This is a genomic window from Shewanella denitrificans OS217 (assembly GCF_000013765.1).
Classification (GTDB): Bacteria; Pseudomonadota; Gammaproteobacteria; order Enterobacterales; family Shewanellaceae; genus Shewanella; species Shewanella denitrificans.
The window spans coordinates 3,255,105-3,277,283 of record NC_007954.1 but is presented as its reverse complement, the minus strand read 5'-3'; the positions used below and the strand labels follow the sequence as shown (position 1 = coordinate 3,277,283).

Sequence of the window (22,179 nt, the reverse complement as noted above, 5' to 3'; positions counted from 1 at the left end):
ACTAAGCCAGTTTTGCTTTTAGCATGACTTCAAGTTTGCCTTGGTCTATGGCGAAGTTACGTATGCCTTCTGCAAGCTTATCTACTGCCATGGCATCTTCATTAAAGTCCCAACGGAACTCGGCTTCACTCATAGGTGCAGGTGCTGCTGTTTGTGTTAGAGCAGGTTTTAGCTTTTGCACTACAAGCTGGTCGCTGTTGGCTAATTCTTCTAACAGGGCTGGGCCTATGGTTAAACGATCGCAACCGGCAAGTTCGATGATTTCACCTGTGTTTCTAAAACTTGCACCCATAACCACAGTGTTGTGACCATGCTGTTTGTAGTAGTTATAAATCTCAGTAACCGAGATAACGCCAGGGTCGGTTTCTGCTGTGTAATCTTGGCCTGTGTCTTTCTTATACCAATCTAAAATGCGACCAACAAAAGGCGACACTAAGTAAACCCCAGCTTCGGCGCAGGCGCGGGCTTGAGCAAAGCTAAACAATAAGGTTAAGTTACAGTTGATGCCTTCTTGTTCAAGCTCTTTGGCGGCGCAAATACCTTCCCACGTAGAGGCTAGTTTGATCAAAATACGTGATTTATCAATGCCGGCTTCTTGATATAACTTAATCAGCTTGTGGGCTTTATCGATAGACTTTTGTTTATCGAAAGATAAGCGTGCATCGACTTCGGTAGACATGCGCCCTGGCACATATTTTAAAATTTCAACGCCGATAGTGACTGCAAGCTTATCGCCGGCATCTTCTATTTGCTGGGCGACGTCGTTACTTTGCGTCTTAGCCCAGGCGATGGCTTGATCTATGTAAGGTGCGTATTCAGGAATTTGCGACGCTTTTAGGATCAGTGATGGATTGGTGGTCGCATCTTGCGGCTGATAACGCTTAATCGCTTCGATGTCGCCGGTATCGGCAACGATAGTGGTCAGTGATTTAAGCTGTGCGAGTGTGTTAGCCATGAAGAATGTCCTCTGAAAGCAATGGGTATTGTATATGCTGTTATTAGAAGCGATTTTAGCGCATATTCCAACAAGAGTTGTAAATAAATTACCAAAATAGTGGCAATAGTTAGATTTTTTGCTTAGGAACTGTATTTAAGCACCAAATTAAGTTGCCGTTATATGAAAGATAAATACCGATGAATGGCTGAGGTTGGTTAGCATAGAGTAGGGCAGTTGGGTTAAACGTACTTTGAGTATTAATGTACGGGGCTACAGAAGTAAATCTAGAGAAATAAAAAAGTCGCAGCCAAGGCTGCGACTTTCATAAGGTATCAATGATTAACGTAGTACTACGCGCTTCTCTGTACCAGTTACAATCGCTTCGATGCGACGGTTCACTCTGTGAGCTTCTGCAGTGTTACCAGCCATTTTAGGCTTAGTCACACCATAACCTACAGACTTGATACGACTTGCACTGATGCCGTATTTAGTCATTAATGCAGTGGCTACCGCTTGAGCTCGGCGCTCTGATAACGACATATTGTAATCAGGTTTGCCGACATTTGATGCATGGCCTTCGATGATCACTGTGTGTGCTGGATACTTCACTAGGTGGTCGCCTAGAATTTCCATATCAGCATAATAACCTGGTTTGATAACCGCGGAATCGTTATCGAATAACACCTTGCCTAGGTCATACATTTTTGTCACAAACTCATACACTGAACAGCCTGTAGCATCGACTTTGTGAGTCATAGGTGTGTCAGGGCACTTATCAATGTTATCGTTCACGCCGTCTTTATCAGCATCACCTGGTACAGCTGGAGCCATAGGGGCTACAGGAGCTGGTTTAGCTGCAACAGGTTTTGCGGCAGTACCGAAGCGGTAGCTTAGTGCTAGGCCCCAGTAGTTGCTTTCCATCGACAGTGTATCCCACTGTTTTTCGTTAAGTGTTTCATAACGACGGTATTTAGCTTGTAACATTAAGTTTTCGGTAAAGTTGTAGCCTATACCGGCACCAATATAAGGTGCTACACCACTATCACTGTAATATTCAGTGCTAGTTTGCTTTTTGTTAGAAAGTAAATAATTAAAAGCACCCGCTTCTGCAGTGATGCTCCAGTTATTAGCTAGCGGAATAAGAGCCACTAGGCCTAGTGATGCACCACGAGCGCCAACATCGTGTGATTTGTTGCTGTAATCTGTCCATTCGGCGCGGCCTAGGTCGCGGTAGCCCAATTCAAGACCAAAATATTCGTTGAACATATAACCACCAAACACGTCCCATGCGTACGGGTCGTCTTTGCCACAGGTCTTCATGGTTTTTAGGTCACAGCTTGGTTCGTAGTTGTTAACGCCAACGCCGCCGCCAACATACCAAGGAGTGAGTTCTTCTGCTGCGCTTGCTGCAAAAGGTAACATTGAGGTGAGTAATACTACTTTTAATGTGTTCATCATCATGTGTAAGTCCATTGTTATTTTACTCCACCAGTATGCCGTTCTCTTGTTATTGCAAGCAGAATCGACATTGCCAGCACTTATTGTGGTGATTCTTTTCTCTTGTAGCTGGCGACGCGGATTATGGTTGTAAAAACAATCAATATCCAGAGGTTAAAGGATTTATTTTTGCGTTTTAACTGAAATAAACGCCATATATTCTATTGACAATGCTGCATAAGCTAATGATTTATCTTGCGCTTATTGTTAATGCTTTGTACGAAAATTGAACGTACTTGCTGTCGGAGCTCGGTTTGGTCTCTTTTATCTAAGACGATGAAAGCCTTTGCCATTGTGATGGGTATAACGCTATAAAAGGATTATGGATATGGACGACATTGGTAGGGTTTACATAAAAAATGAGCAAAAAAATCGCTACCTAGGTAGCGATTAAATATTATGTTAGTCGCACTTAATCCTATTACTGCAGTACAACTTAAGTTAAGGGGGCCAGCAATGTCATTATCCCCGCTACTTAAATAACATGTGCAGTTAATTAACGAAGCACTACACGCTTCTCAGTGCCGGTAACAATTGCTTCGATGCGACGGTTAAGTCTGTGAGCTTCAGCGCTGTTACCTGCCATCTGTGGCTTAGTAAGACCATAGCCAACTGACTTAATACGGCTACCATTGATTTTGTACTTGCTTGTCACTAAAGCAGCAACGGCATTAGCACGACGCTCAGAAAGCAGTAAGTTATAGTCAGGAGTACCTACGTTAGAGGCGTGACCTTCGATAACCACAGTGTGCTGTGGATATTTTTCTAGGTGAGACACTAAAATCTCAACATCGGAATAAGCACCTGGTTTGATAACTGATGAATCGTTATCGAACAATATGCTACCTAGGTCATATTTTTGAGTAACAAACTCATACACTGAACACCCTTTAGCGTCAACTTTGTGAGTCATAGGTGTGTTAGGACACTTATCAATGTTGTCGTTCACGCCGTCTTTGTCAGCGTCGCCTGGTGCTGCAGGGGCTATTGGAGCTGGTTTAGCAGCTGGTTTAGCCGCAGTGCCGAAGCGATAGTTTAGTGCTAAGCCCCAGTAGTTGCTTTCCATTGACAGTGTGTTCCACTGTTTTTCATCAAGGTTTTCATAACGTCGGTACTTAGCTTGCAACATTAAGTTATCAGTAAAATTATAACCTATGCCAGCACCAACATAAGGGGCTACACCGCTGTCACTGTAGTATTCAGTGTGCCACTGTTTCTTATTATAAATAAGGTAGTTCATTGCACCAGCTTCAGCAGTGATGCTCCATTTGTTAGCCAGTGGAAATAGAGCCACTAAACCTAAAGACAGACCACGTGCACCTACGTCATGTGATTTGTTACTATAATCGGTCCACTCGGCACGGCCTAAATCTAGGTAGCCCAATTCGATACCAAAGTTTTCGTTAAATAGGTAGCCGCCGTGTACGTCCCATGCATAGGGGTCGTCTTTGCTACAGGTCTTCATGGTCATTAAATCACAGTTGGGTTCGTAGTTGTTAATCCCTACGCCAGTGCCAACATACCAAGGTGTTAGACCTTCATCTGCGCTAGCGGAAAAAGGTAACATTGAGGTGAGTAATACAACCTTTAATGTGTTCTTCATCATAATTAAGTCCATAGTTATTATACTCCATAAATATACCGCTCTCTTGTTTTTGCAACTCGAATCGGTATTGCCAACACTTATTGTGGAGAGTCATTTCTCTAGTAATTGGCGTGGCCAATTATGGTAGTAAAAATAACTAATATCCAGAATATCAAGGCTTTTCTTTGTCTTTTGTTGTTTTTATGTTTTAAAAACAAATGCGCCCATTAATAAGGGCGCATTGTTAATTGTGGTTTTGCTAGGTCATGTTGTTAAGACATAACGCCTAACCTTATTTAGCCTCAATATTAGCGAGTCCATACCCAGTTTTCGATTTCAACTGGATCTACGCCGTTGGCTTTGATGTAATTCTTGTGGTCAACCAGACGTTGTAACATATCGGTAGTGATGCGAACGTGTTGCGTTTCATCAATCACCCCTTGTTGGAACAACTTGTAAGCCATATCGATAACTAAGTGGTAGCGCGAAGTACCATTACGCACGCCCATGTCAAAGGGTGTAGTCGTTGAACCTTCTTCTTCATAACCCTTGATGCGGAAACGACGGTTACCCTTATAATCAAATACTAGCTTTTTGATGGTGTTTGGATAGCCATGATAGTTAAATACCACGCCTTTATCTTCGGTGAAGACTTCATCCATCATCCAAGGCTTGCTTTGGAACTTAAGGCTACCTAAGCCGCTGCTGTGAAGTTCTGACACACTGACAAAACGGATGCGCACTCTGGGTAAAATCTCACGGATTAGTACTAGTGAGGCCATGCATTCTTGAGTGGCGTAATCACCACAACCAGCCAGTACCACGTCTGGGTTTTCATCAGAGGCAAAATCCCACACCATGATGCCATCTTTGGCCTGCTTGCGGGCTTCATCCAGCGATAACCACTGGGGTAGCGATTTCTTTCCGGCGACGATAATGTTGAGTTTATCGCGATCTCCATAAGCACGTTCGGTGTAAACCAAGGTGCTGTTAGCATCTGCGGGTAAATAAGCCGAGATAATGTTGGGGTGCTTCTCTAGCATGGCGCCTAGGAAAGACGGGTTCTGGTGAGAATAACCGTTGTGATCTTGGCGCTCTAGCAGTGAAGACAATACGACGTTACACGCAGGAATGGGCTTACGAAAATGTATACCTTGGCTTGCATGCACATATTTACAGTATTGGTCTGCCATAGAAGAGACAACTTGAGAGAAAGCCTCATACGTTGGGAACATGCCGTGACGACCCGTTACTGTGTAACCGTGTAACATACCGAACAGCAAGTTCTCTGACAGCAACTCAATCACGCGGCCATCACGAGACATATCTTGATCCCAGCTTTCAATTGGCCACTGCCAAGCGCGATCTGTTTCTTCAAACACGGCTTGAAGTTGGTTTGAATAGGTTTCATCTGGGCTGAAGATACGCAGATTACGTTGATCGCGGTTCAGTTTAAATGCATCACGCATCCACTGGCCCATTTTCAACATGGAGTAACCACGTTGTCCACGCGGGGTTTCGGCGCCATAACCCAGCTTAGCCAAATCTGGATTAGCTAAGGCACGTACCACTTCACCACCGTAGCTTAAGCGTTGGCGGCCACAGCATAAGTCTTTTGGTGGTATTAGCAATAAAATGTCTTTATCAAATACTAATTCGCCAGTTTCAGTGGTTTGTACTAGTTCATCAAATTTGTAGCTGGCGAGCCATTGATCAAGCGCGTTTAGGTGGCCCTTGTCGGTAGCACAATTGTTAACGATAACTTGGTGAGATTCGCAGTTGCCTTCAAGCTTTTTACCTGCGTATTCAGAGGTACCCGTCCAGCCTTTAGCTGTTCTCATTAAGATCACCGGCCAGCGCGGCTTAACCACATCTTCACCAGAGCGAGCGCGGCGCTGTATGTCGGTGATCATCTCATAGGATAAATCCATTGCCGCTGTCATCTGCTCATAGATGTCAGTATCCTGTTCGTCATCGACAATGATGGGGTGATAGCCCAGACCGCGGAATTCTAAATCAAGTTCTTCATGGCTCATGCGGCCCATGCGAGTGGGACCTGAAATTTTATAGCCATTGATATGCACGATTGGCAATACCGCACCGTTATTGGCTGGAGACACTAAGCGGTTAGCGTACCAAGAGGCGGCCAGTGGTCCAGTTTCAGCTTCACCATCACCAATTAAACAGGCTGCAATCAGGTTGGGGTTATCGAGCACAGAGCCCCATGCGACAGACAAGGAATAACCTAGCTCACCACCTTCAAGGATTTGGCCTGGGGCTTCTGGGTTAGCATGTGATGGATAACCGTATGCCGCTGAGAATTTTTTACAAATATCTTCGATGCCAGTTTCTGTAAATGGGATGGTTTCTGGATAAAAATGGCTTAGGGAACCTTCCATAAATAGGTTGGCCTGCACCGCAGGGAAGCCATGACCTGGGCCTACAAGATAGATAAATTCACGATTATGCTTAACGATAAGTCGGTTTATGTTGGCGTAGACAAAGTTGATCCCTGGGCAAGTTCCCCAGTGCCCCAGTAATCTAGGCTTAATATCTGTGTGCTCAAGCTGACGTTTGTAGAGGACGTTTTGCTTAAGGTAGATTTGAGAGGTGGCTAAAAAGTTTGTTGCTCTAACATACTTTTTAAGCGCCTTAATTTCGTTAGCTTGTGTCATGTTCAGCCTCACTGTTGCAATCAAAAATAATTTCAATCTGATGCTGATAATGTAGTTGTAATTTAATTACGAAAATGTGTCCCCGATCTAACTTTGCACCATGGAGGCTGAGTGGTGAGTTTTCAGTTAGTGAAGTTTGCTCTTATCTTTCTGAAATATAGTGGTATTTTTGATTTTATTAGGCTGGGCGAACTTAGGTTTAAGATCAACGTAATGTGAACTGGATCACTAAGTCTGTGTTGTAGAGCAAGAGGTAAGTCTGGTCATAGGAGGATAATATTGGTTATTTTTCGTCATGAAATAACTGATATTTATTCAAAAACTTGCTCTCAGGTCCGCTAAGCTTCACAATTGCGGCTCTTTTCCCTGCATACGAATCGCAGCATAGCATTCTACAAGCAACAGCATTTACGAGGCGGTAGCGGCAATATGTTAGAAACCAGTGTTAACTTTTTAAATGGCTTGCTCTGGGGCAAGTTACTTGTTTATGGGCTAGTAGGTGCAGGTTTATTTTTTACTGTTCGGTTAGGCTTTATTCAAATTACGCATTTTGTCCATGGCTTAAAGGTGCTGGCCATTAGTCGCAGGCCCGGTAAGCATGGATTGTCATCGTTTCAAGTTTTCTGTACCAGTATGGCTGCTAGGGTCGGTGCGGGTAACATGGCAGGGGTTGCAGTGGCTATTGGTGCTGCGGGACCTGGCGCCGTGTTTTGGATGTGGGCCATCGCCGTACTTGGCATGGCGACAGCCATGATTGAGTCAACGTTAGCGCAAATTTATAAAGTCAAAGATGAAGATGGTCAGTATCGTGGTGGACCTTCTTACTACATGGAGAAAGGGCTAGGTCAGCGCTGGATGGGCGTTTTATTTTCTGTGTTTTTGATTATTGCTTTTGGTCTAGTGTTTAATGCCGTGCAGGCCAATACCATTACTGGCGCCATGACTCAGGTATTTGGTTTTGAGCCACTGTATGTCGGCATAGGCATAGTGTTACTCAGTGGTTACGTCATCATGGGCGGGCTTAAAAAGGTCGCTAAGGTGTCAGAATTTGTTGTGCCTGTGATGGCGCTGGCTTATGTTGCCATTGCTTTTGTGGTGGTATTTATGAATATTGAGCAGTTGCCTGCGGTATTTAGCTTAGTGATAAATAGCGCCTTTGGTTGGCAAGAGGCGGCAGCTGGCGGCGTGGCTTACAGTGTTGCTCAAGCCATGCAAGCGGGTATTGCGCGGGGATTATTCTCTAATGAAGCGGGCATGGGCAGTGCGGCTAATGTGGCGGCAAGTGCCTCACCTAACCCCAATCATCCTGCATCCCAAGGTTTTGTACAGATGATGGGGGTGTTTTTTGATACCTTAGTTATATGTACGGCAACGGCTGCTATTATTTTACTGTCCGGAGATGTCGCAAGCTCTGGCGATGGTATTGCTAAAACCATCAATGCATTATCGTCACATGTAGGTGATTGGGGGGGGGCCTTCATTGCCATTTCTATCCTGTTATTTTGCTTTACGTCTATTATTGCTAATTACTCTTATGCAGAAACCAACGTCATGTTCCTATCTGGCAACAGTAAAAAAGCCTTACCATTGTTCAGACTGCTTGTGCTGGGGATGGTGATGTTTGGTGCCTTAGCTAAAATTGGCCTAGTGTGGGATCTTGCCGATGTTTCCATGGGCCTGATGGCAATAGTCAACATAGTGGCACTGTTACTTTTATCCGGCTTAGCTATTCGAGTGATTAACGATTACCGTGAGCAAATCAGCGCGGGTAAAGAGCCTATTTTTGATGTAAAAGAATTCCCAGAGCTTGATGAGCAATTGGAAGGTGGGATTTGGACGGCTTCAAAAGCAACTGACAAGCGTTAAAAACGCTTAGGTTAATCGAAAAAACCATGCCTTGAGTGCATGGTTTTTTTATGTCAGTTAAGTATCATGGACTCATTGATTAGAAGGGAGCATAGCGAATGCTAGTTTTAGTGTCACCTGCAAAAACACTGGATTTTGAAAATCCACCGCTTACCACAGAACATACTCGGCCTACGTTACTTGATCAGAGCCAAGCTTTGATTAAGGAATGTCAGAAGTTGACCCCAGTTCAGATAGCCTCTTTGATGAAGGTCAGCGATAAAATAGCCGGCCTCAATGCGGCTCGGTTTGCTCAATGGCAGCCTAATTTCACCTTAGGTGAGGCGAAACAAGCCATATTCGCCTTTCGCGGTGACGTGTACACAGGCTTTGATGCCGACAGCTTATCAGCCGCGCAACTGCAATCGGCCCAAAACCATTTGCGGATTCTTTCAGGGCTTTATGGTTTGCTTAAGCCATTAGACTTGATCTTACCTTACCGATTAGAAATGGGCACTCGCCTTGAAAATGCCAAAGGCAGTAATCTGTACGCATTTTGGGGAGAAATAATCACAGATGAAGTCAATCGCGCCCTTATTGAGCAAGGGGATGACATTATAGTTAATTTAGCTTCGAACGAGTATTTTAAGGCCGTTAAAGAAAAGTCACTGAAGGGACGTTTAGTCACTCCAGTTTTCAAAGATTGCAAAAATGGCCAATACAAAGTCATCAGTTTCTATGCGAAAAAAGCCCGTGGATTAATGGCGCGATTTATTATCGAGCAGCAGCCCAAAGATTTAACTGCACTCATTAGCTTTGATCTCGACGGTTACTATTACAGTGAAGCGCAATCGACACCATCTAGCCCTGTATTTTTACGGGATGAACAAGTTTGATTTGATAGGCTCGCGGGCAGTGAGTGCATAATTAAAAAATCCTGCCAAGTGGCAGGATTTTTTATGGGTATAATTATTTGTTCAACGTAAGGCTGATTTGTATAGCGTCAGACTATTAATCTTCCAACCCTGTCTTATTGACTGGCCTTAGATCCAGTTCTGATTGGGCCATCATGTAGGCAAATTGTGCGTAGGCTGCGACATTTTGTGCCAATGACTTAGGATCAATTTTGTCTAAGGTGTCATTGGGGGTGTGATGATAATCGAAGTAATCATTGCCATCTTGACGCAAGGAAGCGACGGGGACGCCTAAGGCTGGCAGAATAGACACATCTGGGCCACCACTGGCTTCATTATCACCTAAAGCAACCCCATTACGTATCATGGCTGAATGCTCAAATTTTACTTTCTCGAACACGCTAGGGTGTACATTGAAATCGATTTGATAGATTTTTCCTGCACCAAAATCAGACTCGGCGGCAATATAGTGCAGCTCCATCTCATCTTTATGTTGCTCGGCATAAGCCTTGGCGCCAACTAACCCCAACTCCTCGGCGGCAAACAGCACCACGCGTATGGTTCTTGCAGGGCGCTCGGGCAAGTCTTGAATAAGTTTGGCCGCCGCTGTGACGATGGCAACGCCTGCACCATCATCTAAGGCGCCAGTGCCCTCATCCCATGAATCTAAGTGTGCTCCAATGAGCACGATTTCATTTGGCTTACTGCTGCCTCTAACTTCGGCAATCACATTATAAGAGGTGGCTATGCCCTGATTTTCTGGGCTCATGTTTAACGACAGCACCACATTGTTGCTGCGAGTTAACATGGCATTAATGAGATCCGCATCGGGGTTTGACATGGCAGCAGCTGGGATTTTTGTGACATCTTCGTCATAACGCATCATGCCAGTATGCGCCATACGGTCGCTGTCAGTGCCTATTGAGCGAATGAGTATGGCCAGCGCCCCTTTTTGCGCTGCAACGATAGCGCCTTTAGAGCGGCCGCCCACGGACTCGCCATAGCCTTTACCTGTGATATGGCGCTCAGTTTTATGGTCGATAAAGACGATTTTCCCTTTAATGCGGCCAACGGAAGCCACTTCTAACTCGGCTAACGACTCAAAACGCACAATTGGCGCCTGTATGCCGCGCTCTGGCGTCGCGACGCTGCCGCCAAGGGCTGTGATAACTAAAGGTTGCTCATAAGGCGCGACGATACTGGCAATGGCGGTACCACGAGACCAGGCTGGTACTTGAACCGATTCTTTATAAACGCGATCGAAACCCATTTTCCACAATTTTTCCATCGCCCAGTCAACGGCGACTATGTCTTTATCGGTACCTGCAAGACGAGGACCCACTTCAACGGTAAGGGATTCAACTATCTCAAAAGCCCGGGATGAAGACAGCGCCTGACGAGCAAGCTCCACACTGGTGTCGGCATCACGGGATTGATTAATGACTTTTGGGGCATTGTAGGCTTTAGGTGCTGAGTATTGCTGGCAGCTGGTTAATAAGCTGAGTGTTAGGCCAGCAATCCAAATTTGGCTATGGCGTTTCATGAAGTTCCTTGGCGTTAATTTGTCAGAATAGGGTGTTCATCTCACTTTTGAGCACAATCTAACAAAAAGTGTGCTTCATGTCGCGATCCTATTTTTAAGTAAACGCTATATTAGCTCAGGGTTCGTATAAGGAGAAGATGCGAAAAATGAATATAGAACTACTGCAGAAACAAGCAGATCACGCCGTTGTACTGTTAAAGGCACTGGCAAATGAGCGAAGATTGTTTATTTTGTGCCATTTGCTTAATGAAGGTGAGATGTGTGTTGGTGATATGAACAAAAAGCTCGGCTTGAGTCAGTCGGCCTTATCACAACATTTAGCTTGGCTGAGAAAAGATAAACTCGTGTCCACAAGGAAGGAGGCGCAAACTGTTTTTTACTCATTAAAGAGTAATGAGGTGAAACAGCTTATTTCGGTATTAAGCAATTTATATTGCCATTAGAGTCTGGGCGACTTGCCGTGAAATGCATGAGCGTGATCGGCATTGCCCTTATTCTGTCTGCTATGGCCATTGAAATAATGGGGAAGGGATCTCATTGTCAAATTTTAGGCAAAAAAAAACCGGCAATGCCGGTCTTTTTAAAGTTAAACATTAAGATTAAGCCGCTAGTGCTTTGATCTTAGTGTTTAAGCGTGCCTTTTGACGAGCAGCCTTATTCTTGTGAATAAGACCTTTAGTCGCCATACGGTCAACGATTGGTTGTGCAGCAGCGAACGCTTCTGTAGCCGCTTTATGGTCACCACTTTTGATAGCAGCGATGACTTTTTTCACGTACGTACGTAACATTGAGCGACGGCTAGCGTTATGCTGACGACGCTTTTCAGATTGAAGCGCGCGCTTCTTTGCAGACTTGCTATTAGCCAAGGTGCAACTCCTAAAAACTGGATTTGAGACTTTTAAAGGCCGAGGAATATGCCTGCTTTTTGTCACTTTGTCAATGACTATGATTGCAATATCATCATAAAGATAAATATCTCAATCTAGCGTGCTTATCTTCAACCCAACTCGTGTAAGATGTGGCGCAATTCTAACAGCTCTTAAGGCTGTGTGACAGACTTTGAATCATATTTTTAAGATATATCTGCATTATTGTGTGCCAAGGCATGATTTGCGTCAGGGGGACGTTTGAGTAAAAAGTTAATTAAGTCAGGGATCATTGTTAGCGCTATGACGCTGATTTCTCGTGTATTAGGCCTAGTTAGAGACATAGTCATTGCTAACTTAATGGGCGCAGGAAGCAGTGCGGATGTGTTCTTTTTTGCTAATAAAATCCCTAATTTTTTAAGGCGTTTATTTGCAGAAGGTGCATTTGCGCAAGCTTTTGTGCCGGTATTAACTGAATATCAAGAAAAGAAAACCCCAGAAGAAACTCGCGAGTTGTTAAGTAAGGTGGCCGGAACCTTAGGTTTGTTGGTCACCCTGGTGACATTATTTGGCGTTATTGGATCACCAATCTTAGCGGCCTTGTTCGGCGGTGGTTGGTTTCTTGATTGGCTAAATGATGGACCTAATGCCGAAAAGTTTGAACTCGCATCCTTGATGCTGAAAATCACCTTCCCTTATTTGTGGTTTATCACTTTTACCGCCCTTGCGGGTTCAATTTTAAATACCAGAGGGCGTTTTGCGGTTTCTGCCTTTACACCGGTATTTTTAAATATTTCCGTAATTGCCATCGCCTTGTATTTAGCCCCTCGAATGGAACAACCTGAAATTGGGCTTTCTTGGGGCATATTTGTTGGCGGCTTGATTCAATTTTTATTTCAAATTCCCTTTTTGATTAGAGAGAAAGCCTTAGTTAAACCCAGTTGGGGCTGGCATCACCCTGGGGTGGTTAAAATTCGCACCTTGATGATCCCGGCGCTGTTTGGGGTGTCGGTATCGCAAATTAACCTCTTGTTTGACACCTTTATTGCCAGTTTCTTAATGACAGGTTCGATTAGTTGGCTGTATTACTCAGATAGATTATTAGAATTTCCCCTCGGGCTTTTCGGAATTGCTATTGCCACTGTGATTTTACCGGCGCTTTCACGCAATTTTGTTAATGCCGAAGGAGAAGGCTTTACTCGCACTATGGATTGGGGGGTGAAAGCGATTTTCTTATTAGGCATGCCTGCCATGTTTGGCTTAATCGTATTAGCCAAACCTATGTTAATGGTGCTGTTTATGCGTGGTGCTTTTAGTCTTGAGGATGCCACTATGGCATCTTATAGTTTGATGGCCTATGGTGCTGGCTTACTTAACTTCATGTTAATTAAAGTGTTAGCCCCTGGGTATTATTCTCGTCATGACACTAAAACCCCAGTGCGTTATGGCATTATTGCTATGGTGAGCAATATGGTACTTAACCTAATCTTTGCCGTGCCTTTTGGTTATGTGGGGCTGGCAATCGCCACCTCTCTGTCAGCCTTACTCAATGCAGGACTCTTGTACCGAGGGCTGCATTTGCAAAATATATACAGAGTCAGTCCAGAGACATTGACGTTTATCGGTAAGATAACCGCAGCAACCGCAGTCATGGCGTTGAGTATTTACTGCTTTGGTCCTGTTGAGCAGCAGTGGCTTGATTGGCATACTGGCGAGCGGTTAGTGGCTTTAAGTGCGTTAATTACCGCCGGTGCGCTGAGTTATTTTGTGGTACTGCGACTGCTTGGAGTTAAACCATGGAAATTGAAAAAGGCCAGCTGATGACTGAACCTCGCATCTTAGGCCCATTTGGGTATATAATCTGCCGATTTACGGCAAGCAGTAACCAGACATAATGGAATTGATCCGCGGTATACACAATATTTTACCCTCACATCATGGCTGTGTGCTTACCATAGGTAATTTTGATGGTGTGCACCGTGGTCATGGACAAGTGATCGGTAATTTGGTGAGTAAAGCCCACCACTTTCAATTGCCTGCAACCTTGATGACCTTTGAACCACAGCCAATGGAGCGCTTCCTAGGTGCCAATGCACCGGCGCGCTTGAGTTTGCTAAGGGATAAAGTCCGTTTGCTGGATGAATTAGAAGTGGATCGGCTATTGTGCGTTAACTTTACCCATGCATTTGCCAGCCAAACCGCGGAAACTTTTATCGAAGATTTACTGGTAAAAAAGCTTGGGGTTAAATATTTAGTGGTTGGCGACGATTTTTGTTTCGGCAAAGGTCGATTGGGCAATTTTGATATGCTGCTTAACGCGGGTAAAAAACACGGTTTTACTGTGGTGAGTACCCAAAGTTTTATGTTAGGTTCGCACAGGGTGAGTTCAACCGCAGTGAGGGAGCAACTCGCAGCAGGCAATCTTGAGCAAGCACGGCGCTTATTAGGTCATCCATTTATCTTGAGTGGCCGAGTGGCCCATGGCAAGAAAATCGGCCGCACCATAGGTTTTCCGACGGCGAATATCGCTATGAAGCGTAATGTGGTGCCGGTGCGAGGCGTGTTTGCTGTACGTATTAATTGGCAAGGTAGTGATAGCTACGAAGGGGTTGCTAATGTGGGCTTTAGGCCTACAGTACAAGGGCAAACCTGCCAGCTAGAAGTGCACTTGTTTGACTTTGATGGTGATTTATATGGCAAGCATGTTGAGGTTGAGTTAGTGGCCAAAATACGTGAAGAACAGCCATTTGAATCCCTCGATGCACTTAAACAACAAATTTTGAATGATGCAAACCAAGCGCGAGCTTTGTTTGGCAATGATGCTAGCTAAGAATACTTAGCTCAAATAACGGTATGGGATCAATGAGCGACTATAAATTTACTTTGAATTTGCCGGAAACTGAGTTTCCGATGCGTGGTAATTTGGCAAATCGCGAGCCAGAAATGTTAACTCGCTGGACGCAAGACGGACTGTATCAACAGATCCGTGACAGCCGCCTTGGCCGCAAGCCTTTCATTTTGCATGATGGCCCTCCTTATGCGAATGGCAGCATTCATATTGGTCACTCAGTTAACAAAATTCTGAAAGATATCATTATTAAGTCTAAAACCATGTCAGGTTTTGACGCCCCTTATATCCCAGGTTGGGATTGTCACGGTTTGCCCATTGAATTAAAAGTTGAGCAAAAAGTCGGTAAGCCTGGAATTAAAATCTCTGCGGCAGAATTTCGTGAAGAGTGTCGTAAATATGCGGCAACTCAAGTGGATGGCCAACGTGATGACTTTATCCGTTTAGGGGTATTAGGGGATTGGAATAATCCGTATTTAACCATGGATTTTTCAACCGAAGCTAACATAGTTCGCTCCCTTGCCAAGGTGATTGAATCAGGCCATTTGCACAAAGGTGTTAAGCCTGTGCACTGGTGTACCGATTGTGGTTCAGCCCTTGCTGAAGCTGAAGTTGAATACGAAGACAAAACTTCACCGGCTATCGATGTGGCATTTAGCGCTGTAGACAGCGCTGCCGTAGCCGCCAAATTTGGTGTGGCTAATTATGCCAGTACAGTGTCCATGGTTATTTGGACTACAACGCCTTGGACTATGCCTGCTAACCGCGCGCTAGCCTTAAGTGCTGATTTAGATTACAGCCTAGTGGAATTCACTAAAGAGGGCGTGACTAAGACGCTAATCTTGGCTCAAGTGTTAGTCGAGTCATGCCTTGAGCGCTTTGGTGCTGAATCACACACTATTTTAGGTGAGACTAAAGGCGCAGAGCTTGAGTTAATGCGCTTTAACCACCCATTCTATGCCTTTGATGTGCCTGCGATTGTTGCCGACCATGTCACTACAGATGCGGGTACGGGTATTGTCCATACTGCGCCAGGTCACGGTCAAGACGACTTCGTAGTGGGTCAAAAATACGGTTTAGAGGTCGCAAACCCTGTGGGTGATAACGGCGTTTATAAAGCCGACACTGAAGTCTTTGCCGGACAACACGTATTTAAAGCTAACGCGAATATCGTGACGCTACTGGAAGAAAAAGGCGCACTACTTAATCACGTGGCTTATCGTCACAGCTATCCACATTGCTGGCGTCACAAGTCACCGATCATCTTCCGTGCCACACCGCAGTGGTTTATCTCTATGGATAACAAAGGATTGCGCAGCCAAGCCTTAAGCGAAATCGAGAAGACTAAATGGATCCCAGATTGGGGCCAGAGCCGCATCGAAAAAATGGTTGAGAATCGTCCTGACTGGTGTATTTCACGTCAGCGTACCTGGGGCGTGCCCATTACGTTATTCGTAAACCGCGAAACCGAAGAATTGCACCCAGATAGTGTGGCGTTGATGGAGCGCGTTGCACATCGCATCGAACAGCAAGGTATTCAAGCCTGGTGGGATCTGGATGACGCCGAGCTATTAGGCGATGAAGCGCCGCTTTACCGTAAAGTGACCGACACCTTAGATGTGTGGTATGACTCAGGGTCAAGCTTCTCAACTGTGGTTGCTTCACGCCCTGAATTTCATGGTCATGAAGTGGATTTGTACCTTGAAGGTAGCGATCAGCACAGAGGCTGGTTTATGTCATCTTTGATGATTTCAACCGCCATGAATGGCAAAGCGCCTTACAAGCAAGTACTGACGCATGGCTTTACCGTTGATGGTAAAGGCCGCAAGATGTCAAAATCCGTGGGTAACGTGATTGCGCCTTTACATGTGACCAATAAACTCGGTGCCGACATTTTGCGTTTATGGGTTGCTGCGACAGATTACAGCGGTGAAATGACGGTTTCTGATGAGATTCTTAACCGCAGCGCCGATGCCTATCGCCGCATCCGTAACACGGCGCGTTTCTTATTAGCTAACTTAAACGGTTTCAATCCTGAAACTGATATGGTTGCCAGTGAAGACATGGTGGCGTTAGATCGCTGGGTTGTGCGCCGCGCAGCTGCGCTGCAGCAAGAGATCATCGAGTCTTACGATCAATATAACTTCCACAACGTGACTCAAAAGCTGATGCAGTTCTGTTCGGTTGAGCTGGGCAGTTTCTACCTTGATATCATCAAGGACAGACAATATACCGCTAAGCAAGAAGGTCATGCCCGTCGTAGTTGTCAATCGGCATTATTCCACATCGCTGAAGCTATGGTACGTTGGATGACACCAATCCTAAGCTTTACTGCCGATGAAGTGTGGCAGTTATTGCCAGGTAAGCGTGATAAATACGTGTTCACTCAAGAGTGGTATCAGGGTTTAGAAGCTGTCACCTTAGATACAGATTTAAGCGATGCCTATTGGCAGCAATTGCTTTCTGTGCGTAATGAAGTCAACAAGGTACTGGAGCAGGCACGTCGTGATAAACGCATTGGCGGTGCACTAGAAGCGGAAGTCACCTTGTTTGCCGATGCAAACTTAAGCTCAGCCCTTGCCAGAGTCGGTGACGAATTGCGTTTTGTGTTATTGACCTCAAAAGCGACAGTGGCTGAACTTTCTACTGCGCCAGCAGATGCTATCGACACTGAGATAAGTGCGCTTAAATTATTGGTCGCCAAGAGCGAAGCGCAAAAGTGCGATCGCTGCTGGCATCACAGAGAGGAAGTGAGCACCATTGAAGCTCATCCAAGTCTGTGTCAGCGCTGTGTAACCAACATCGAAGGTGAAGGTGAGAAACGTGAATTCGCCTAAGAAAGTAAGCCCAGTGAGCACGATACCGGTAAGCTGGAAAGACAGTGGTTTACGCTGGTATTGGGTAGCAGGGTTTGCCTTTGTGGCCGATCAACTGTCTAAACTATGGGTGTTAGCTAACTTTGAATTGTCGGAAACTGTACAGCTTCTGCCATTTTTCAACTTCACCTATGTGCGCAACTATGGTGCAGCATTTAGCTTTTTAAGCGATGCGGGTGGTTGGCAACGATGGTTTTTCACAGTTATAGCCTTAGGTTTTAGTACCTTGCTAACCTTGTGGCTGCGTAAGCAGTCACATACCTTGTGGCGTACTAATTTAGCCTTTACACTGGTTATTGGTGGTGCATTGGGGAATTTAGTCGATAGGCTATATCATGGCTATGTAGTGGATTTTCTCCATTTCTATTGGCAAAGCTATCATTTCCCTGCCTTTAACATAGCGGATTCAGCCATCTTTATTGGCGCTGTGCTTATTATTTGGGACTCATTTAAGCCCCAAAAGGCGTCAGTTGTGAGTCAAGATAGCTTGAAGTAGTCGTTAATGGTTGCTGTGTATTGCTAAAGAAAAGGTGCCAAGCGAAATCGTTTGGCACTTTTTTTACTAACACAATGATGCCGCATCGAATCCAATGGTCTCGCCATTGCATTAATAGTCACAATTTTATACAGAAGTAGAGTAGCGCAAATGATAGCAAAATCCTTAGTATGCCATATGAATATCCTTCTTGAAGATGGCTCTACTGCCGATAGCACTAAGGCGTCAGGCAAACCCGCTCGGTTAAATCTGGGTGATGGTAGCTTGAGCCCAGCCTTTGAGGCTCAACTAATCAACTTAGCCGCTGGGGATAAGCATAACTTTACCCTGGAAGCTAAGGATGCATTTGGTGAATTAAATCCAGATGCCATTCATCACATGGACAGAAGCCGTTTTCCTGCGGATATGGAATTAGAAGCCGGCGTTATTGTGAGTTTTGCAGGCCCAGGTGGCAGCGAAATCCCTGGTATAGTACGTGATACCGCTGGTGACTCTATTACCGTTGATTTAAACCACCCCTTGGCGGGACGCAAAGTAACTTTTGAACTCGAAGTCGTTAACTTGTTGGCGGAATAACACTATGTTGAAAATGGATCCTACAAGCCCAGAGCTTAATATTTTACTGGCCAATCCTCGTGGCTTCTGCGCAGGTGTGGATAGAGCCATCAGCATAGTCGAGCGCGCACTAGAACTGTTTGAGCCGCCGATTTATGTGCGCCATGAAGTGGTGCATAATCGTTACGTGGTGGATAACTTAAAGCAACGCGGTGCCTTATTTGTCGATGAGCTTGAACAAGTGCCAGACAATAGCATAGTAATTTTCAGCGCTCATGGTGTGTCCCAAGCCGTACGCAAAGAAGCCAAAGACAGAGGCTTAAAAGTCTTCGATGCAACCTGTCCATTGGTCACTAAGGTGCACTTACAAGTGACCCGGGCGAGCCGTAAGGCAATTGAATGCATCTTGATTGGCCACGAAGGTCACCCAGAAGTCGAAGGCACCATGGGGCAGTATGATAACCCTAACGGCGGCGTTTATTTAATTGAGTCTCCTGAAGACGTGGCTAAGCTTAAGGTAAAAAATCCCGACAACCTTTGCTTTGTGACTCAAACCACGCTTTCAGTGGACGATACTCTGGACATCATTGCTGCGTTACAGCAGAAGTTTCCTTCTATTGAGGGTCCGCGTAAAGACGATATCTGTTATGCCACTCAAAATCGTCAAGATGCAGTAAGAAACATGGCTGCGGATGTGGATTTACTGATTGTTGTCGGCTCTCAAAATAGCTCTAATTCTAATCGTTTGCGTGAGCTGGCGATTAAAAGCGGCACTCAAGCCTATTTAGTAGATACCGCTGCCGATGTGGAACTTGACTGGTTTACCGGTGTGACTCGAGTCGCTGTTACAGCAGGAGCGTCAGCGCCTGAAATATTAGTGCAGCAGGTCATCGAGGCTATCGCGGCAATAGCACCAAGTGTGGTAACAGAGATTGAAGGGCGCAAGGAAGATACCGTATTTGCCGTGCCTGCTGAACTCAGGTAATTGTTCTTAGTTTAAATAATCCAAATAAAATCCAATAGAAACATTCAACTAGCTAATGCCTATGTTGAATGTTTTTTTTTGGCTGGAATACACGCTAAAGACTTATACCAATCCTTATAAATATCTGATCAGTTCAGAGCTATGTCAGCAGTTCTAAAACCAGCCAAATTGGTGACGTCATAGTGGTGCTATGGCGAGACAATTTGGCGCAGTAGTCGGGCTGCTGACAAGCTCCCGCAGGGCGAGTTTATAAGGGGTGTATGCTGTGTTGCCCGAAGTCGACTTATCCCGATAGGCCTTCCATCGGCCGCCTTGCCTACCCTCCCTTATAACACTCGCTGAATGAGCATATATTTATGCGGATTGGTATTTAGTATATTAAGTTACTTTTATAGACGCTAATGTTCCTAGCTGCTTAACTGTATATGCACTATGATTAATTGTTAGTCGTTATTTTAGGTGTAAGCATCAGATTTTGAAGACTTAATCTCGGATATTAAAGTCAAAAAAATGGCAAGCGAAGGGGGTTTGACGGTATGTCAAAAAGTGTACAGGGTTTTTCTCTGATTGAGGTTTTAGTTTCACTCGTCATACTCTTGATCGGGCTTATTGGCATTTTTAATCTGCACATCATTGCCAAACAGGGGAGCTTCGAGTCATTTCAGCAAACTCAAGCCACTTATTATGTGCACAATATTATTAGCCGTATGCGCCTCAATAACAGTGAGTTAGCCAATTATGCTGGGACTTATACAGGTAGCTCTGTGACAGGAGCTAAGGCTTGTGATGTGGGTATAGGTGTCGTTGATTTATGTACAACGGCTGAGACACGGGCCTGGGATTTATTTCAATGGGAGCGATCTTTCGCCGGTGAAAATGAAACCTCTGTTTCGGGGGCTAATGTAGGTGGGCTAGATACCGCGACAGCATGTATTCGCGTGGTTGGAACTGACGTTTTAGTGGTTATCAGTTGGCGAGGAGTAAGAAAAACATCTGATGGCGCAGTAGGGAATGCTGATAATTTTGTGACTGGATGTGGAGCCGCTAATGATAGGCGTCGCACACTAGCTATCAATACTGTGATTATTTAGATGAGGTTCATAAACGTGATCCAAGTTAAGCAATTGGGCTTCTCATTAGTTGAGTTGATGGTGTCTATGGTAATTAGCCTATTTTTAACCTTGGGCATATTTACCATGTTTAACATGTCATCAACCAATGTGACTACCACGAGTCAATTTAGCCAGTTGCAAGAGAATGGACGCATCGCCTTGGCATTAATGGAGCGTGATTTAAGTCAGCTGGGTTTTATGGGGGATATAACGGGTACGGGTCTCACTACGGGAAACACCAGCATATCGGCAACCCCTGTGGCAAATGATTGTGTAGGTGCTGGCATCAATAATGCCAGCTTCCCTAATAATCAGCCGGCTCACTTTAGGGTGCTTTGGGGGTTTGAACAAGGCGTCGGTGCGGGTAATTTCCCCTGTTTTACTGCTAAAACTAATACGGATGTTATTCAATTAAAACGTTTGATTGGTCCTTCAACCTTGGCAACTACGGTCAGCCGTTATTATGCTGCTGTGACGTCAGATCAACTGACATTTTTTGATGGTAGCGCAGCCGTCCCCGCTATTGCTAATAGCCGAGTTTGGGAATATCAGCATCATATTTATTTTATTAACAATGACGGTACTATTCCGGTACTCAGACGCAAAAATCTCTCTATCGGTAATGGCATGAACAACGAAGAACAATTGGTTGAAGGCATAGAAAACATGCGAATTCTCTATGGCTTTGACAATGATGGTGATGATACTGCAGACAGCTATATGCCAGTGCAAAATGTCACAGATTTAATGTGGGACAATCAGTTATTTCAACGATTAGTGTCACTGAAAGTATTTTTATTAGTGCGCTCAATTCAGGAAGATAAGAATTATACCAATGATGTGACCTACAAATTGGGTGATAAAACCCTCAGCGGTTTCAATGATCATTATCGGCGCAAGGTCGTATCCACCACAATCGTGCTAGAGAACCCTGTGCTCATCAGAAACTAATGCTTAACGTATTGTTTTTGCAACAGAGTTAATTATAGGTAAACAGTAAATAAGGTTTACAAATGAAATCTTACAAGAAGCAGCAAGGCATAGTGCTTTTCTTTTCGTTAATCATACTGCTTTTGATGACGATCATTGGGGTAGCGCTGGCGGTTAACTCAACCCAGTCATTGCGTATGGCGGGAGCGGGTAGTGAGCGCATGGAAGCTATGATGAGTGCTAAGGGATCTCAGGATAGAGTGGTGGCACAACAAAGTGCCCTAATGGTTAATATGGTGGCTCCAGCGTCAGTGGTCGATGCAGAGCTTGGGGTGACGAATACCTTAACACCTTTGGTTGCAGCCGATGTTGACTGTCAAAGAACGACCAAAGCAAACAGTGTCGATATACGTTGTAGAAGAATTGAAATTTCCAGTGCTAGCCGTTTTGGTCGAAATGATTTAGGTCAACTCATCATAGTGGCAGGTGTTGAACAAGAGGTATTACCTTAGGGG

18 protein-coding genes are annotated in these 22,179 nt (G+C 44.9%); 12 read left to right on the top strand and 6 right to left on the bottom strand.

Annotated elements, in window-relative coordinates; genetic code table 11:
* Position 1: 1 nt before the first annotated feature.
* The 4 genes from tal to SDEN_RS14200 all read right to left on the bottom strand — a co-directional run bounded on the left by tal (position 2) and on the right by SDEN_RS14200 (position 6,694).
* Positions 2–955: a transaldolase gene (gene tal / locus SDEN_RS14215; RefSeq protein WP_011497163.1), complete on the bottom strand. Its 954-nt coding sequence runs from the start codon at positions 953–955 to the stop codon at positions 2–4.
* A 321-nt stretch (positions 956–1,276) separates the two neighbouring features.
* Positions 1,277–2,398, bottom strand: a complete 1,122-nt coding sequence (locus SDEN_RS14210; protein WP_041405823.1) for an OmpA family protein — start codon at positions 2,396–2,398, stop codon at positions 1,277–1,279.
* A gap of 532 nt (positions 2,399–2,930) precedes the next feature.
* The gene (locus SDEN_RS14205; RefSeq protein WP_041406403.1) at positions 2,931–4,040 is read right to left on the bottom strand and encodes an OmpA family protein; all 1,110 of its coding nucleotides are present in this window, start codon (positions 4,038–4,040) and stop codon (positions 2,931–2,933) included.
* 287 nt (positions 4,041–4,327) lie between these two features.
* Positions 4,328–6,694: a phosphoketolase family protein gene (locus SDEN_RS14200; protein WP_011497160.1), complete on the bottom strand. Its 2,367-nt coding sequence runs from the start codon at positions 6,692–6,694 to the stop codon at positions 4,328–4,330.
* Positions 6,695–7,123: 429 nt separating this feature from the next.
* On the opposite strand from SDEN_RS14200, the gene SDEN_RS14195 reads away from it, so the two are divergent.
* Both SDEN_RS14195 and yaaA read left to right on the top strand, forming a co-directional pair.
* Entirely contained in the window at positions 7,124–8,560 is a 1,437-nt protein-coding gene (locus SDEN_RS14195) for an alanine/glycine:cation symporter family protein (RefSeq protein ID WP_041405822.1), read from the top strand.
* Between the two features lie 98 nt (positions 8,561–8,658).
* Positions 8,659–9,435 (top strand): peroxide stress protein YaaA, encoded by a 777-nt coding sequence (gene yaaA / locus SDEN_RS14190; protein WP_011497158.1) that lies wholly within the window; start codon positions 8,659–8,661, stop codon positions 9,433–9,435.
* A gap of 115 nt (positions 9,436–9,550) precedes the next feature.
* Here yaaA and SDEN_RS14185 read toward each other — a convergent pair whose 3' ends face one another.
* Positions 9,551–10,996 carry a M20/M25/M40 family metallo-hydrolase gene (locus SDEN_RS14185; protein WP_011497157.1) on the bottom strand — a complete coding sequence of 482 codons (1,446 nt, stop codon included), beginning with the start codon at positions 10,994–10,996 and terminating at the stop codon, positions 9,551–9,553.
* 146 nt (positions 10,997–11,142) lie between these two features.
* Here SDEN_RS14185 and SDEN_RS14180 point away from each other — a divergent pair, with 146 nt between their 5' ends.
* Positions 11,143–11,439 carry an ArsR/SmtB family transcription factor gene (locus SDEN_RS14180; protein WP_011497156.1) on the top strand — a complete coding sequence of 99 codons (297 nt, stop codon included), beginning with the start codon at positions 11,143–11,145 and terminating at the stop codon, positions 11,437–11,439.
* 156 nt (positions 11,440–11,595) lie between these two features.
* Here SDEN_RS14180 and rpsT read toward each other — a convergent pair whose 3' ends face one another.
* Positions 11,596–11,862, bottom strand: coding sequence for a 30S ribosomal protein S20 (gene rpsT / locus SDEN_RS14175; protein WP_011497155.1), 267 nt, complete (start codon positions 11,860–11,862; stop codon positions 11,596–11,598).
* A gap of 261 nt (positions 11,863–12,123) precedes the next feature.
* Between rpsT and murJ the strand changes: the two genes are divergently transcribed.
* The 9 genes from murJ to SDEN_RS14130 all read left to right on the top strand — a co-directional run bounded on the left by murJ (position 12,124) and on the right by SDEN_RS14130 (position 22,176).
* Positions 12,124–13,683 (top strand): murein biosynthesis integral membrane protein MurJ, encoded by a 1,560-nt coding sequence (gene murJ, locus SDEN_RS14170; protein WP_011497154.1) that lies wholly within the window; start codon positions 12,124–12,126, stop codon positions 13,681–13,683.
* A 73-nt stretch (positions 13,684–13,756) separates the two neighbouring features.
* A complete protein-coding gene (gene ribF / locus SDEN_RS14165; protein ID WP_011497153.1) occupies positions 13,757–14,692 on the top strand; it encodes a bifunctional riboflavin kinase/FAD synthetase in 936 nt (311 codons plus the stop codon).
* A 32-nt stretch (positions 14,693–14,724) separates the two neighbouring features.
* The gene (ileS, locus tag SDEN_RS14160; RefSeq protein WP_041405821.1) at positions 14,725–17,547 is read left to right on the top strand and encodes an isoleucine--tRNA ligase; all 2,823 of its coding nucleotides are present in this window, start codon (positions 14,725–14,727) and stop codon (positions 17,545–17,547) included.
* A gap of 22 nt (positions 17,548–17,569) precedes the next feature.
* Positions 17,570–18,082, top strand: a complete 513-nt coding sequence (gene lspA / locus SDEN_RS14155; RefSeq protein ID WP_041406401.1) for a signal peptidase II — start codon at positions 17,570–17,572, stop codon at positions 18,080–18,082.
* A gap of 150 nt (positions 18,083–18,232) precedes the next feature.
* Positions 18,233–18,658: an FKBP-type peptidyl-prolyl cis-trans isomerase gene (gene fkpB / locus SDEN_RS14150; RefSeq protein WP_011497150.1), complete on the top strand. Its 426-nt coding sequence runs from the start codon at positions 18,233–18,235 to the stop codon at positions 18,656–18,658.
* Between the two features lie 4 nt (positions 18,659–18,662).
* Positions 18,663–19,622 carry a 4-hydroxy-3-methylbut-2-enyl diphosphate reductase gene (gene ispH / locus SDEN_RS14145; RefSeq protein WP_011497149.1) on the top strand — a complete coding sequence of 320 codons (960 nt, stop codon included), beginning with the start codon at positions 18,663–18,665 and terminating at the stop codon, positions 19,620–19,622.
* Between the two features lie 536 nt (positions 19,623–20,158).
* Complete coding sequence (gene pilV / locus SDEN_RS14140; RefSeq protein WP_011497148.1) at positions 20,159–20,713, top strand: type IV pilus modification protein PilV; 555 nt, start codon at positions 20,159–20,161, stop codon at positions 20,711–20,713.
* Positions 20,714–21,685: a PilW family protein gene (locus tag SDEN_RS14135; protein WP_011497147.1), complete on the top strand. Its 972-nt coding sequence runs from the start codon at positions 20,714–20,716 to the stop codon at positions 21,683–21,685.
* Positions 21,686–21,747: 62 nt separating this feature from the next.
* Positions 21,748–22,176: a PilX N-terminal domain-containing pilus assembly protein gene (locus tag SDEN_RS14130; RefSeq protein WP_011497146.1), complete on the top strand. Its 429-nt coding sequence runs from the start codon at positions 21,748–21,750 to the stop codon at positions 22,174–22,176.
* Positions 22,177–22,179: the final 3 nt, after the last annotated feature.